This window comes from Mesorhizobium sp. Root695 (assembly GCF_001428185.1).
Taxonomy (GTDB): domain Bacteria; phylum Pseudomonadota; class Alphaproteobacteria; order Rhizobiales; family Rhizobiaceae; genus Mesorhizobium.
The window spans coordinates 175,604-189,318 of sequence record NZ_LMHO01000034.1 but is presented as its reverse complement, the minus strand read 5'-3'; the positions used below and the strand labels follow the sequence as shown (position 1 = coordinate 189,318).

At 64.5% G+C, this 13,715-nt stretch carries 14 protein-coding genes and 1 pseudogene; 6 read left to right on the top strand and 9 right to left on the bottom strand.

Features of this window, described 5'->3' with window-relative positions; all coding sequences use genetic code 11:
* Positions 1-14: 14 nt before the first annotated feature.
* The 5 genes from ASD99_RS24365 to tsaD form a co-directional block, all read right to left on the bottom strand.
* Complete coding sequence (locus tag ASD99_RS24365; RefSeq protein ID WP_200951040.1) at positions 15-713, bottom strand: class I SAM-dependent methyltransferase; 699 nt, start codon at positions 711-713, stop codon at positions 15-17.
* Complete coding sequence (locus ASD99_RS24360; protein WP_056585846.1) at positions 668-1,093, bottom strand: EVE domain-containing protein; 426 nt, start codon at positions 1,091-1,093, stop codon at positions 668-670. Before ASD99_RS24360 ends, ASD99_RS24365 begins: the two co-directional genes overlap by 46 nt.
* 103 nt (positions 1,094-1,196) lie before the next feature.
* Positions 1,197-1,493 carry a YciI-like protein gene (locus ASD99_RS24355; RefSeq protein ID WP_057145167.1) on the bottom strand — a complete coding sequence of 99 codons (297 nt, stop codon included), beginning with the start codon at positions 1,491-1,493 and terminating at the stop codon, positions 1,197-1,199.
* Between the two features lie 36 nt (positions 1,494-1,529).
* Positions 1,530-2,546, bottom strand: coding sequence for an NAD(P)H-dependent glycerol-3-phosphate dehydrogenase (locus tag ASD99_RS24350; protein ID WP_057145166.1), 1,017 nt, complete (start codon positions 2,544-2,546; stop codon positions 1,530-1,532).
* Positions 2,543-3,628 carry a tRNA (adenosine(37)-N6)-threonylcarbamoyltransferase complex transferase subunit TsaD gene (gene tsaD / locus ASD99_RS24345; protein WP_200951041.1) on the bottom strand — a complete coding sequence of 362 codons (1,086 nt, stop codon included), beginning with the start codon at positions 3,626-3,628 and terminating at the stop codon, positions 2,543-2,545. The genes ASD99_RS24350 and tsaD overlap by 4 nt, the downstream gene beginning before the upstream one ends.
* Positions 3,629-3,785: 157 nt before the next feature.
* On the opposite strand from tsaD, the gene hemC reads away from it, so the two are divergent.
* The 6 genes from hemC (at position 3,786) to ASD99_RS24315 (ending at position 9,953) form a co-directional block, all read left to right on the top strand.
* Positions 3,786-4,712 (top strand): hydroxymethylbilane synthase, encoded by a 927-nt coding sequence (hemC, locus tag ASD99_RS24340; protein WP_056585857.1) that lies wholly within the window; start codon positions 3,786-3,788, stop codon positions 4,710-4,712.
* Positions 4,713-4,714: 2 nt separating this feature from the next.
* On the top strand, positions 4,715-5,431 hold the full coding sequence (locus ASD99_RS24335; RefSeq protein WP_057145165.1) for a uroporphyrinogen-III synthase: 717 nt from the start codon (positions 4,715-4,717) through the stop codon (positions 5,429-5,431).
* A gap of 110 nt (positions 5,432-5,541) precedes the next feature.
* The gene (locus ASD99_RS24330; protein WP_056585861.1) at positions 5,542-7,026 is read left to right on the top strand and encodes a COG4223 family protein; all 1,485 of its coding nucleotides are present in this window, start codon (positions 5,542-5,544) and stop codon (positions 7,024-7,026) included.
* A 10-nt stretch (positions 7,027-7,036) separates the two neighbouring features.
* Positions 7,037-8,638, top strand: coding sequence for a heme biosynthesis protein HemY (locus ASD99_RS24325; RefSeq protein ID WP_057145164.1), 1,602 nt, complete (start codon positions 7,037-7,039; stop codon positions 8,636-8,638).
* 103 nt (positions 8,639-8,741) lie between these two features.
* The gene (locus ASD99_RS24320) at positions 8,742-9,221 is read left to right on the top strand and encodes a TerB family tellurite resistance protein (RefSeq protein WP_056585869.1); all 480 of its coding nucleotides are present in this window, start codon (positions 8,742-8,744) and stop codon (positions 9,219-9,221) included.
* Between the two features lie 15 nt (positions 9,222-9,236).
* Entirely contained in the window at positions 9,237-9,953 is a 717-nt protein-coding gene (locus ASD99_RS24315) for a glutamine amidotransferase (RefSeq protein WP_056585870.1), read from the top strand.
* 47 nt (positions 9,954-10,000) lie between these two features.
* On the opposite strand, the pseudogene ASD99_RS24310 reads toward ASD99_RS24315, so the two are convergent.
* The 4 genes and pseudogenes from ASD99_RS24310 to ASD99_RS24295 all read right to left on the bottom strand — a co-directional run bounded on the left by ASD99_RS24310 (position 10,001) and on the right by ASD99_RS24295 (position 13,520).
* Positions 10,001-10,309: pseudogene (locus ASD99_RS24310) on the bottom strand (NIPSNAP family protein).
* Between the two features lie 52 nt (positions 10,310-10,361).
* The gene (locus ASD99_RS24305) at positions 10,362-11,600 is read right to left on the bottom strand and encodes an MFS transporter (protein WP_057145163.1); all 1,239 of its coding nucleotides are present in this window, start codon (positions 11,598-11,600) and stop codon (positions 10,362-10,364) included.
* A gap of 161 nt (positions 11,601-11,761) precedes the next feature.
* Entirely contained in the window at positions 11,762-12,862 is a 1,101-nt protein-coding gene (locus tag ASD99_RS24300) for an aminotransferase class I/II-fold pyridoxal phosphate-dependent enzyme (RefSeq protein ID WP_056585879.1), read from the bottom strand.
* Positions 12,863-13,058: 196 nt separating this feature from the next.
* Positions 13,059-13,520, bottom strand: coding sequence for a MucR family transcriptional regulator (locus ASD99_RS24295; RefSeq protein ID WP_056585880.1), 462 nt, complete (start codon positions 13,518-13,520; stop codon positions 13,059-13,061).
* Positions 13,521-13,715: the final 195 nt, after the last annotated feature.

Sequence of the window (13,715 nt, the reverse complement as noted above, 5' to 3'; positions counted from 1 at the left end):
GTTCGGCGTTGGCGTCAAGCAAACCGCCAGACAGTCGTGCGCTTGACCAGGGAATCCTCCAGTGCCCGCGTGACTGCCACTTCATAGACCGCAAGCGGCTCCAGCCCCGCCTTCGGCATATATGACCGGCCGGGATCGCCGACGAGGATTTCGGCGCCACGCGCCTTCAGGGTTGCGAACCACGGCATCAGCCGGTCGGCGAAGGATTTGTCATAGAAAACGTCGCCGGCCAGAATCACGTCCCAACCCCCATCGGTGCCGATACAATCCGTGCCGAGAAATTCGATCGCGACATCGTTGGCCTCGCTGTTGAGGCGGATCGCGGTCGCGCAGAACGGGTCGATGTCGGTGGCTATCGCCCTGGCAGCACCTGCCTTGGCGGCGGCGATGGCGACGAGGCCTGAGCCGGAGGCGAAGTCGAGCACGCGCTTGCCCCGCACCGTGCCGGGATTGTCCAGGACATAGCGGGCAAGGCCCTGGCCGCCGGCCCAGGCAAAGGCCCAGAAGGGCGGCGGCAGGCCGATCTCGACCAGCTCGTCCTCGGTCCGCTGCCACAGATCATGCGCCTCGTCGGCAAGATGAAGCAGGATTTCCGGCACGTGCGGCGACGTCATCAGCGCCGTGTTGTCGAGAATGAACTGCTTCGCGCTGTTGGGCGTCAGCGCCGTCACGGAGCCGGCGTCAAGCCGCCCATGCGGCAGACTTCCTTCCATTCGGCCGGCGTCACCGGCTGCACGGAAAGCCGCCCGAGCCGCACCAGCGCCATGTCGGCAAGCTTTGGATTGGCCTTGACCTCTTCCAGCGTCGGCGGGTTGGGCACATCCTGGACCGCGCGGATGTCGACGCACTCCCAGCGCGGGTCATCCGACGTGGTGTCGGGATGGGCCAGCGCGCAGACTTCGGCGATGCCGACCACGTTCAGTCCCTCGTTGGAATGATAGAAGAAGCCGAGATCGCCGACCTGCATCGCCTTCATGTTGTTGCGTGCGGCGTAGTTGCGCACGCCGTCCCATTGCGTGCCGGCCTTGCCCTTGGCCTTCAGCATCTCGAAGGAGAACTTGAATGGCTCCGATTTGAACAGCCAGTAGTTCATGTCCTTGCTCCTCCTAGGCTCTTTGTTTAACGCAATTCCGGACGGAAAACCGTTTCACACTTTTCCTGGAATTGCTCTAGCGTTCGCGCGCCAACGACCGGGATTAACTAGCCGCCGGCTTGTTGAACGTCCAGTTCCACGGGCGGATTTCGACACTTTCGAACAGCTCGGCCTTGGCGTAGGGGTCGGCAGCCGCCAGGGCCCGAGCCGCAGCCATATCCGGAGCCTCGATGACGGCGAGAGTGCCGTTCGGCTTGCCGTCGGCGTCGAGGAAAGGACCGGCGAAGGCCAGCTTCCCTTCGCTGTTCAGGCCTTCGATGAAGACGACATGGGCGGGCCGGGTGTCGAGGCGTACCTGCAGGTTTCCTGGCTTGTCCTTGCAGATCAAAGCAAACAACATGATCGTTCTCCTGGTCGTTGAATCAAGTCGTGGGGATCAATCGTTGGTTTCGGTCTTCAGCGGCCGGGTCATCAGAGCCGTCACTGCCTGCCGGATGGTGATGGTGCCGTCCAGTATCGCGGCGACGGCGGCAATGATCGGCGCGTCGATGTGGCGCTCGGTGGCGATGCGGGCAGCAATCGCCGCCGTCGGCACGCCCTCGGCCAGCGGCAATCCGGCCAGCGGCTTGCCTTGCCCGAGCGCCAGCCCGTAGGCGAAATTGCGCGACTGGGCCGACGAGCAGGTCAGCAACAGGTCGCCAAGGCCGGAAAGCCCCATCAAGGTCTCCGGCCTGGCGCCGAAGGCGGCGCCGATGCGGCGCAGTTCGACAAAGCCGCGCGTCACCATGGCGGCCTGGGCGCTGGCGCCGAGACCGGCGCCGGTGACAGCACCTGCGGCGATGGCGAAGACGTTCTTCAAGGCGCCGCCGATTTCGACGCCGATCAGGTCGTCGCTCGAATAGCAGCGCAGGTTCTCGGCGGAAAAGCGGGCAGCGAGATCGGCAGCCAATGCCTCGTCGCGGGCGGCGACCACAACGGCCGTCGGCAGGCCGCGGGCGACATCGGTGGCGAAGCTCGGGCCGGACAAAGCGGCGACCGGATTTTGCGGCAGGATCTCTTCGACGATTGCCGACAACAAGGCGCCCGTGTCGCGCTCGATGCCCTTGGCGCAGAGAACCAGCGGGATACCGGTCGGCATATGGGCTTTGGCGACCGCCAGCGTTGCCCGAAGCGCTTGCGCCGGCGTCACCGCCAGCACGCAATCGGCGCCGGCAAGTGCCACCTTGATGTCGCTCGTCGCCTCGATGCCGGGCGCAATAGTGATGCCGGGCAGATAGCGAGGGTTCTCGCCACGCCCGATCGAAGCGACGGTTTCCGGGTCGCGCGCGAACAACCGGACCGAATGACCGGCGCGCAGCATCGCCAGCGCCAGCGCGGTGCCCCAGGCGCCGCCGCCGAGCACGCTGACACACCAGCCGCTCTTGTCTGGACTGTTCATATCCTGGTCAGTCATGCCTTGGCCCCGCGCCGGCCGGAACCGACCATCGGTGTCGAGATGCTGTCCAGCGGCCAGCGCGAGCGCGGCACGAAATCGAAGCCGTTCTCCTGCGTCATGCCGGCGCGTAGCCGCTCGACGCCCGCCCAGGCGATCATCGCTGCATTGTCGGTGCAAAGTTTCAGCGGCGGCGCAATAAAGGTGAAGCCGGTCTCGCCGCAGAGTCGCTCCAGCATCGCCTTGATCGTGCGGTTGGCGGCGACACCGCCGGCAACGACCAGCGCCGGGTTCCTGGTGCCGGGAAATGTCTCGCGAAAGCGCGTCAGCGCGCGAGAAACGCGGTCGGCCAGCGCATCGGCGACCGCCGCCTGGAACGAGGCGCAGATGTCGGCGACATCCTGGTCGCTCAAGGGCTCAATGGCAGTCGCTGCCTGGCGCACGGCGGTCTTGAGGCCGGAGAAGGAGAAGTCGGGCTGCGCCGAGCCCTTCATCGGACGCGGAAAGGCAAAGCGTGAGGCATTGCCGGCCCGTGCCGCCTTCTCGACATTCGGTCCGCCAGGATAGGGCAGGCCGAGCATCTTGGCCGTCTTGTCGAAGGCTTCGCCGAGCGCATCGTCAATGGTCGTTGCCCAGCGCTGATAGTCGCCGACGCCACGCACGGCGAGGATCTGCGTGTGACCGCCCGAGACCAGCAGCAGCAGATAGGGAAAGTCGAGGCCGTCGGTCAGCCGTGCGGTCAAGGCATGGCCTTCGAGGTGGTTGATGGCGATCAGCGGCTTGTTTGCCGCCGCGGCGATCGCCTTGGCCGTCATCAGCCCGACGATCAGCCCGCCGACCAGGCCGGGACCGGCGGTGGCGGCAATCGCGTCGATGTCGGCGAGCGACACGCCCGAATCGGCAAGGGCCGCCTCGATGATGCCGTCCAGCGCCTCGACATGGGCGCGCGCCGCGATCTCCGGCACGACACCACCGAATGCGGCATGTTCCTCGATCTGGCTGAGCACGATGTTGGAGAGGATTTTTGGCGCGGCGTCGCCGTCCAGCGCCACGACACTTGCGGCGGTCTCGTCACAACTCGTCTCTATGCCCAGCACGCGGATCAATTCGTCGCTATCCCAAGAGATTGTCTGTCGGGCCTTTCCCCGTTAGGAGAAAGGCCGGAAAGGCCTCGGTTATTTTAGCCGCATTCCTGCGACGCCAAGTGGTTCCACTTGGCTGCAAAATGCTCAGGCCGGGGGTTATCACGGACCGCGCGCCATGCAAACAATCTTGAGAATTGGAACACGCGGCAGCCCGCTGGCGTTGGCACAGGCGCAGGAGACGCAGGCGCGGCTGATGGCCGCGCATGGCATGCCGGCGGAGGCCTTTGAGATCGTCGTCATCTCGACCAGCGGCGACCGCATCCAGGACCGGCCGCTGTCGGAAGCCGGCGGCAAGGGCCTGTTCACCAAGGAGATCGAGGAGGCGCTGCTGGCGGGCCGGATCGATATCGCCGTGCATTCGTCGAAGGACATGCCGACGCAACTGCCCGACGGTCTCGAACTCTCGGCCTTCCTGCCGCGCGAGGACGCGCGCGACGCTTTTGTCGGCAGGGCGGCGAAGACGATTGCCGACTTGCCGCAGGGAGCGAAAGTCGGCTCGTCGTCGCTGCGGCGGCAGGCGCTGATCCGTCGCATGCGGCCGGATCTCGACGTGGTGATGTTCCGCGGCAATGTGCAGACACGACTGCGCAAGCTCGACGAAGGTGTCGCCGCCGGCACGATCCTCGCCTATGCCGGGCTGAAGCGGCTCGGGCTCGAACATGTCCTCACCGACCTGATACCGCTCGACATCTTTCCGCCGGCGCCGGGGCAAGGCGCGATCGGCATCGAGACCCGCATCGGCGACAGCGATGTCGAAAAGATGCTGGTGGCAATCCATGATGTTCCGACCGGTCAGGCGCTGGCCTGCGAGCGCGCCTTCCTCGCAGCGCTGGATGGTTCCTGCCGCACCCCGATCGCCGGCTATGCGGCGATCGTGGCCGGGATGCTTTCTTTTGCCGGGCTGATCATCTCGCCCGACGGCACGCAGTCGCATGCGGTCGAGCTGCAGGGACCGGCGCAGGACGCCGCCCGTATCGGCGCCGAATCAGCCAGGACGGTGCGAGCCAGGGCCGGCGAAAAGTTCTTCGACGGCTGGCTCTGAAAATGCTTCGCGTTCTGGTGACGAGACCGGAACCGGGCGCCGCGCGCACAGCGCGGCAGCTTCGGGAGACAGGGTTTCAGCCGATCCTTCTGCCTCTGACCGAAACGGTGGCGTTGCCGGTCGATGCCGGACTGGTTCCAGACGAAGCCATCGCCGTTGCCGTCACCAGCGCCAATGCCGTGCGCCATGCGCCGGAAGCAATTATAGCGGCGCTCGCCGCCTTGCCCTGCCATGCCGTCGGCAAAAGGACGGCGGAGGCCGCACGCAAAGCGGGATTCTTGTCGGTCAGCGAAGGCCCAGGCAATGCCGAAGGTCTCGCCGACAGACTTGCTGGCGGCCTCTCGGGCAAGACCATTGTCTATCTCTGTGGGCGCGTGCGCTTTCCGGCCTTCGAACAGGAGCTCAAGACGGCAAGCGTTCAGGTCCACGCCGTCGAGACATATGACACGCTTGCGGTGCGCCATTCGGACAAGGCCATTGTTGCGCTGTTGTCGGGCCAACCTGTCGACGCGGTGCTGCTTTATTCAACCAAGGCGGCTGGCGCGATGCAGGTCTTGGCCAGACGGCCCGCTCTGCAAGGCCTGTTTGAAAGAACACGGTTTTTCGCTCTTTCCGCCCGCATCGCGGCAGCCCTCGACGATACCGCCAACGAAAGAATCCGCATTGCCGCACAGCCCGACGAGAAAGCGCTGCTGGCGCTTTTGCGAGACGTGAGCTGAGCCGCGTCATCACACCGCCCCTTTTCACCGCTTGGTGATGTGCTAGACCCTTTCTGAACCATCACGCGCCGCAAGGCGTTGAGACGAAGCGAATTGTGCGGAGCCCAGGCATGGTCAAGACGCCGAAGATGCGACACTCGAAAAGCCGCCGCGAGCCGGTGACCATCGATCTGGAGCCGGGCGCCGTCTCACGTATCGCCGACGAGGACGCCGCCAAGACGCAAGCCAGCGCCGATGAAGCTCCCGTGGAGGCCACGGAAACCTCTCAATCCGAAGTTCCCGACGAGCCGGTTCATGCCGACCAGACCGATCTCGAGCCCTGGGAGCATGCCGATGCCGCCGCAGGGGCAGCGGAGGCGCAAGCGCCGGCGGGTGCCGGAGCCAAAGCCGCCGAACCAGAGCTCCCTTATCCCGGTTCGGATGCTCCGCCCAACCGCGCCAAAGCCTTCGACTACAGTTTCGAGGATGCGTCGGCAAAGCGCACACAGACCGACAGCAGCAAGGCCAAGACCGAGACACGGGATGACAGAATGGCGCCGACCCCTCCCCTTGAAAAGCGCGGCGGCATCAACGGCATTGCTGCCGGCATCATCGGCGGTGTCATCGCGCTGGTCGGCGCCGGCGGGCTGCAATTTGCCGGCCTGCTCGGTGCGCCGGGCTCCGGCGCCAGTGTCTCGCTCGATGGCATCAACGGCGACATCGCCTCGCTGAAGACCGAAATCGCCGGCTTGAAGGACTCTGGCGGCAACAGCGATGCAGCGGCCAAGGTGGTCGGGCTGTCCTCGGGCCTGGAGCAGGTCAAGGCCGATGTCGCGTCGCTGAAATCGGCGATCGAGAAAGGTGGAGCAGGCGACACGGCTGGGCTCGCCGCACTGGTCGACAAGGTCGCGCAGATCGAAACGGCGGTCGCCGCGCTCGGCAAGGCCGGCAGCACGGCCCCGGTCGATCTCGGCCCGCTCAACGAAAAACTGGCTGGTCTCGACGCGCAGGTCAAGTCGGTCGGCGAGGCGACGACGGCGCAGGATGGCCGGCTCACCGCGCTGGAGCAGTCGGTGTCGCAGCTTTCCGGCAAGGTCGAGGCCGCGGCAGGACAACCGAAGATCGCGCTCGCCATTGCGGCCTCTGCGCTCAAGGCGGCGCTTGAGCGTGGCGCGCCGTTCTCGGCCGAACTCGAAACCTTTGCCGCGATTTCGCCGGACGCGCCGCAGCTTGCGACCTTGCGCACCTATGCCGAAAAGGGCGTGCCCACCCGCGCCGAGATCGCAGCGCAAGCGGATGCCGCCGCCAGCGCCATGGTGACTGCGGCGACGCCTGTCGATGAGAATGCCGGCTTCCTGCAGAACCTTTTGTCGAGTGCCGAATCGCTGGTCAAGGTCAGGCCGATTGGCGCCGTCGAGGGCGCCGGTGCGCCGGAAACCGTCGCGCGCATGGAGGCGGCGGTCAACCAGGGCGACTACGCCAAGGCGCTCAGTGAATACGACACGCTTCCCGAAGCCGCCAAGGCTGCCGGCGCCGACTTTGCCGGCAAACTGAAGGCACGCATCGAGGTCGAAACCCAGGTCGACGCGCTGATCTCCAGCGCGATGAAGGCATGAGGGCAACACAATGATCCGGCTGCTCGCCTTCCTCATCGTCGTTTTCGCGCTCGGGCTGGGCTTTGCCTGGCTGGCCGACCGGCCGGGCGACATGGTCGTCACCTTCAACGGTTATCAGTACCAGGTCAGCCTGATGGTGGCTGCTGTGGCTGTCGTTGCCGTGGTCGCCGCGTTGATGATCCTGTGGTGGCTGCTTAAGTCGCTGTGGAACAGCCCCTACACCATCTCGCGCTATTTCCGTGTCCGTCGCCGCGACCGCGGCTATCAGGCGCTGTCGGCCGGCATGATCGCTGCCGGCGCCGGCGACGGCGCGCTGGCCCGCAAGAAGACCAAGGAAGCCACCAAGCTGATCCGCTCCGACCAGGAACCGCTGATCCATCTGCTCGAGGCGCAGGCGTCGCTGCTCGAAGGCGATCATGAAGGGGCGCGGCAGAAATTCGAGAGCATGCTGGACGATCCCGAAATGCGGTTGCTTGGCCTGCGCGGGCTCTATCTCGAAGCCGAACGGCTCGGCGACCGCAATGCCGCCAGGCACTATGCCGGCCGTGCTGCCGCTGTGGCGCCGCAGCTGGCCTGGGCGGCCGAATCGACGCTGGAAGAGCTGACCGCTCGCGGCGACTGGGACGGCGCCTTGAAACTGGTCGACGCGCAGAAGTCGACACGGCAGATCGAACGCGATGCCGCCACCCGCCGCCGCTCCGTGCTGCTGACCGCCAAGGCGCAGGCGCTTGCCGACAGCGATCCCGCTGCCGCCAGAACCGCGGCGATCGAGGCCAACCGGCTGCGGCCGGACTTTGCGCCCGCTGCCGTTGCCGCCGCCGCGGCGCTGTTCAAGCAGAACGATGTGCGCAAGGGCTCAAAGATCCTCGAGGCGGCGTGGAAGGCCGAGCCGCATCCAGAGATCGCCGAACTCTATACCCATGCCAGACCGGGCGACGCCGTGCTCGACCGCCTCAACCGGGCGAAGAAGCTGCAGGAGATGAAGAAGAACCACGCCGAGTCGTCGATGACGGTGGCGCGCGCCGCGCTCGACGCGCACGATTTCGCGACCGCTCGCCGCGAGGCCGAGGCCGCGATCCGGATGGATCGCCGCGAGGGCGCCTATCTGCTGCTCGCCGATATCGAGGAGGCCGAGACCGGCGACCAGGGCAAGGTGCGGCAGCTTTTGTCGAGGGCGGTGCGGGCGCCGCGCGATCCGGCCTGGGTCGCCGACGGCGTGGTGTCCGAACGTTGGGCGCCGGTGTCACCGATTACCGGCCGGCTCGACGCCTTCGAATGGCGCGCGCCGATGGAGCGTCTCGGCCAGTTGATCGACAGCCACGACGATGCACCAGCCAGCGCGGCGCCGGTCATTGAAGCACTGGCAAAGCCGACGAGCGAGAAAAAGCCGGCCGAGGTGATCGATGACGCCGGTCAGGGCGAGGCGGCGGGCAAGGACGCCGAGAGCCATGAGAATCATGTCAGGCCGATCACAGCGGCGACCTTCGCCGCGGTGCCGACCGATGCCGAGGCCGTCGAGCCGGCCGAGGAGCTCGCGCGGCTGCCGGACGATCCCGGCGTCGATCCGGACGAGGAAGCGGAAAAATCGCCGCGCCGGTTCCGGCTGTTTTGAACCATGCCGGCCGTCAGGCCCCCTCTGACTCAAGGAAATAGAGCATGATGTCGTCCGAAAACCGCTTCACACTTTTCGCCATCATGCTCTGAGGTATGGACTTATGTTTGAACGCGTTCTGTCGTTTCTCAGGGATTTGCCGGCCGCCGCCGGCACGCATGCCAGCACGGACGATCCGCGCATCGCGGCCTCGGCGCTTCTCTACCATGTGATGAATGCCGATGGCGTCCGCCAGGATGTCGAGTGGGAGCGGTTCAAGGCGGTGCTGGGGGAGAGCTACTCGATCAGCGGCGCCGAACTCGAAGCGCTCGCCGCCGCAGGCGAGCGGGCCGACAATGAGGCGATCGATCTCTATGCCTTCACCAGTGTCTTGAAGCGCCATCTCGATGCCGATGCGCGCAAGGCCTTCATCGGCCTGATGTGGGAGATCGTCTATGCCGATGGCGAACTGCACGAGCTGGAGGACAACACCGTCTGGCGCGTCGCCGAACTGATCGGCGTCGAACGCCGCGACCGCGTCGAGGCGCGCCGCAAGGCGGCGGCGCGCGCGCCCGGCGCCACCGGAATATCGAGCGACGAATAGGATTTTCGCCTGCCCATGCCGCGCCAAACGAGTTCGAAGCCAAAAATCCTGATCGTGCTGCATCAGGAGAATTCGAGCCCCGGACGCGTCGGCCACATGCTGCTGGAAGAAGGTTTCGATCTCGACATCCGCCGGCCGCCGCTGGGCGACACCTTGCCGGAGACACTGGACGGCCACGCCGGCACGGTGGTGTTCGGCGGGCCGATGAGCGCCAATGACGAGGACGAGTTCGTCCGCCGCGAGACCAGCTGGCTGGAGATCCCGCTCAAGGAGAACCGGCCGTTACTCGGCATCTGCCTTGGCGCGCAGATGCTGGTCAACCATCTCGGCGGCAAGGTCGAGGGTCATGGCGAAGGGCTGGTCGAGATCGGCTGGTACAAGCTGAAGCCGACCGAAGCCGGCAGGCAACTGATGCACTGGCCTGAGATGGTCTATCAGTTCCACCGCGAGGGTTTTTCGCTGCCCAGGGACGCAACGCTGCTGGCGACGGCCGAGACCTATCCCAACCAGGCCTTCCGCTATGGCGACAATGCCTGGGGCATCCAGTTCCATGGCGAGCTGACCAGGGCGATGATGCAGCGCTGGGTGGTGCGCGGCGCGCATCGTTTCGAGTTGCCGGGCGCGCAACCCGGCCGCGATCATCTCGGCGGCCGGCTGATCTGGGACATGCATCTCAAGCGCTGGCTGGACGAGTTCCTGCGGATGATTTTCGGCAAGCCGGCGGCGCGATAACTCTATCTCTTTGTTTTTTCAGAATTCCGGACGGAAACGTTTCGCACTTAGGTTTCGAGCACCGGCCGCAGGAAGCTGCGCTCATAGCTGAGAATGCTCCGATTGCGCTTTTCCATTTCAAACACATCTTGGCATTCCGGGTCGGCAGCCATGCGCTTGCGATAGTCGTCGTAGTCGGCGAGGCTCGGGAAGCTGAACATGGCATAAGCGATATTGTTCGCTCCTTCACTCGGAAGGAAATAGCCATGATGGTTTCCGCCGAGGCGATTGACCAGACCGATCCAGCGACGGCCATATTCTTCGAACTAGGCAAGCTTGTACGGGTCAATGACATATTTCAGGTAACAAGTGATCATGGGAATTCCTGTGATAGGGGTGATGTAGCTTGCTGACCGCAGCGAAAAAACGTCAGTTTCGCCCGTTGAGATGCCGCACCCTGCGCAACTGCGGAAACAGGTAGGCCCATAGCCCAGCGACCGCGATGGCGCCAACGCCGCCAATCACCACCGCCGGCACGGTGCCGATCAGCGCCGCCATGGTGCCGGCGCGGAATTCGCCGACTTCATTGGAGGCGCCGACGAAAACCTGGTTGACGGCGTTGACACGGCCACGCACCTCGTCCGGCGTCCACAACTGGATCAGGGTCTCCCTGATGTAAACACTGAACATGTCGGTGGCGCCGAGGAGCGCCAATGCCACGATCGACAGCCAGGTGACGGTAGACAGGCCAAACAATACGGTGCAGGCGCCGAATGCCGCGACGAAGCCGAGCATAATCTTGCCGGCATTGTCGCGAAGCGGGTGCCCGGCCAGCCATACCGCAACGCAGATGGCGCCGATGCCGGGCGCCGAGCGCAGCAGGCCGAGGCCCCAGGGGCCGAGTTCCAGAATATCGCGCGCATAGACTGGCAGCAGCGCCGAGGCGCCGGACAGGAGCACGGCGAAGAGGTCGAGCGAGATGGCGCCCAGTACGATCTTCTCGCTCCAGATGTAGCGGAAGCCGGCAAACAGCGTTTCCATCGTCGGCTTGTCGGTTGCGTTCTGCTGGGCAGGCTTTGGAATGGTGAAGATCAGCAGGCCAGCCACCAGCATCAGCACAGAGGCGACGGCGTATGCAGCCTCCGGTGAAACGCCGTAGAGCAGGCCGCCGGCGACCGGGCCAACGATGGTCGCCGTCTGCCAGGCGGACGAGTTCCAGGCAATCGCATTGCCGAAATCCTCTGGCGGTACCAGATTGGCGAACAGCGATGACGAGGCCGGTCCGTAAAAGGCGCGCGCCATGCCGAACAGCGCCAGAACGACGAAGATCGGCAGCGGACTGACCAGGCCGCGCAGCGTGAAGTAGAGCAGAACGAGCGTGCAGCCTGCCTCGACCACCGTTGCCAGTGCCATGATCAGGCGGCGGCCGAATCGGTCGGCGACGACGCCGGTGACCAGGACCAAGAGCAGCGACGGCAGGAACTGGACGATACCGACAATGCCGAGATCGAAGGGATCGCGCGTCAGATCATAGATCTGCCAGCCGACGGCGACGGACACGATCATGGTGGCGAAGGTGGTGAGGAAACGCGCCGACCAGTAACTGAGGAAGGCTTTGTGCCGGAAGGCGGCGTAACGCTGCTCCGGCGAAGTTTGTACTGATGTCATGGAGAGAGGCCCCGTTGCGATGGCATTGGTCGGCGGGGCACTTCCCGGATGGGCGCTGGTCCGACCAATGGAACGTCTAACAAAGTTCGCGGCGGGATGTGCGTTAAAATCAGTGCTGGATCAAGGAATTTTCGGCCTGCTCCATCGACCGTACGGGGAAGTTACTGCCGCAGCGCGGCGGAGATAGCGTCGAGGCCGCCGCTCAACTCGGCTTCGGTCGGCCAGCCAAAGCCGACGCGGAAGAAGCGCTTTTCCATTTCGAACCAGTGGCCGGGCCCCACATAGGTGCCGTGGTTTTCCAGCAGGTTCACATAGAACCGGTTGAGGTCGAAGCCGGGATCGACGTTCAGGCGGGGGAAGCCGACGACGCCCCCTTCGGGCCGAACCCAGTCGACCAGTGGCTCGCGATCGATCCAGGACTGGACGATGTCGCGACGCCTCGCCATTTCGGGCAGCAACGTCGTCAGGAAGGCGTCCCGGCGCTCAAGCATGCCGCGCGCGATGCCTTCGTCGATGACGCTGCCGCAAATGCCGATCTGCTCCTTGGCGGCGAGGAATGTCTCCTGAAGCGCGGTATCCCTGGTGATTAGCCAGCCGATGCGGATGCCGGGAATGCCGAAGGCTTTCGATAGCGACGAGACACTGATGGCCTTCCTGCTCAGCGAGGCCGCCGACGGCAGCCGCCTGCCATAGGAAAGATCACGATAGGTCTCGTCGACCAGCAGATGGCAGTTCCTGCTTTCCGCGAGCGCCACCAGCGCATCGAGTTCGGCCCGGCTCATCATCGTGCCGGTCGGGTTGTGCGGGCAGGTGACGCTGATCAGCTTCGTGTTCGGCTGTATCGCCGCCTTGACGCGTTCGACATCGATGGCGAAGCCATCCTCGAAGGCTAGGTCGACGAAGCTGATGGCGCAGCCGATCGCCCTTGGGGTTTCGATGTTGGTGGCGTAGTTGGGCCTGATGACGACGAGATGGTCGTTCGCCGACAAGAGCGAGGTCGAGATGATGAACAGCGCGCCGGCGGCACCGGCCGTGACCAGGACATCTTCTGATGAAACGCCGGAGTCCTGCGCGGATATCAGCGCGCGCAAATCCTTGTCGCCGCGATGCTCGCCATAGAAAAGCGTGAGATCAGGCAGTGACAGGCCGATGTCGGAGAGCTTCTGGTCGGCGATCGAACTTTCGGAAAGATTGTAGCGGATACGGTCGTAGCCGTACTCTTCCGGCGCCTCTTTCTCGATCACCATCCTGGTGTAGTTCATGGCTTCCCCCCAAAGACCTTGTCCGACCCATCCAAGCCATAAAAACATGAAGCCTGCCAAGGCGGATTCGCCGGCAGGCTTCAATCAATCTATTGGCTCAAGGCCGAATTGGGTCTTCGCTTCAGGCAGGTCGTTGTCCCAAAACCGCTGCGCACCCTTGGGTCAAGCCCGAGGGCATGCTTTTGGGCGACATGCCTCAGGCTGAAACCTTGGCCTTCCTGCCCTTGACAGGTGCCTTCACGGGGGCGGCCTTGCGGCCGAGACCGATCGACTTCGCCAGCAGCGAGCGCGAGGCCGCGTAGTTGGGGGCGACCATCGGATAGTCCGACGGCAAGCCCCACTTGGCGCGATAGGCGTCCGGCGTCAGGCCGAAATGCACGCCGAGGTGACGCTTCAGCGATTTGAACTTCTTGCCGTCCTCGAGGCAGATGATGAAATCGGGCGTCACCGACTTCTTGGGATTGACCGCGGGGACCAGGGGGGCAGCTACCGGGACCACCGGCTTGCCGAGCCCGCTTATCGAGGTGCTGACGCTGGCGATGAGGTCGGCCAGGCCGGAGGCGGGCAAGCGGTTCTTTTCGACATAAGCGGACACGATGTGAGCGGTCAGCTCGAGCAGGTCGATGTCTTTACGGGCGCTGTTGCTATCGTCGGTCACTCTATTTCTCCGTCTAAAGCGAATGACCTGAAAATCGGATTCGATTCCCGGAAAGGATCATGCGCGAAATCAAAATGCTACGGCACCCTTTGTGCATCCAAGGGACGAGCGGCGTTGTTGTGGCGCGGAATTCCTAGTCGGCAAATCTGCGTAATGCAATGACTTGATGTCACTTCACACGTTATTTTGACCAAC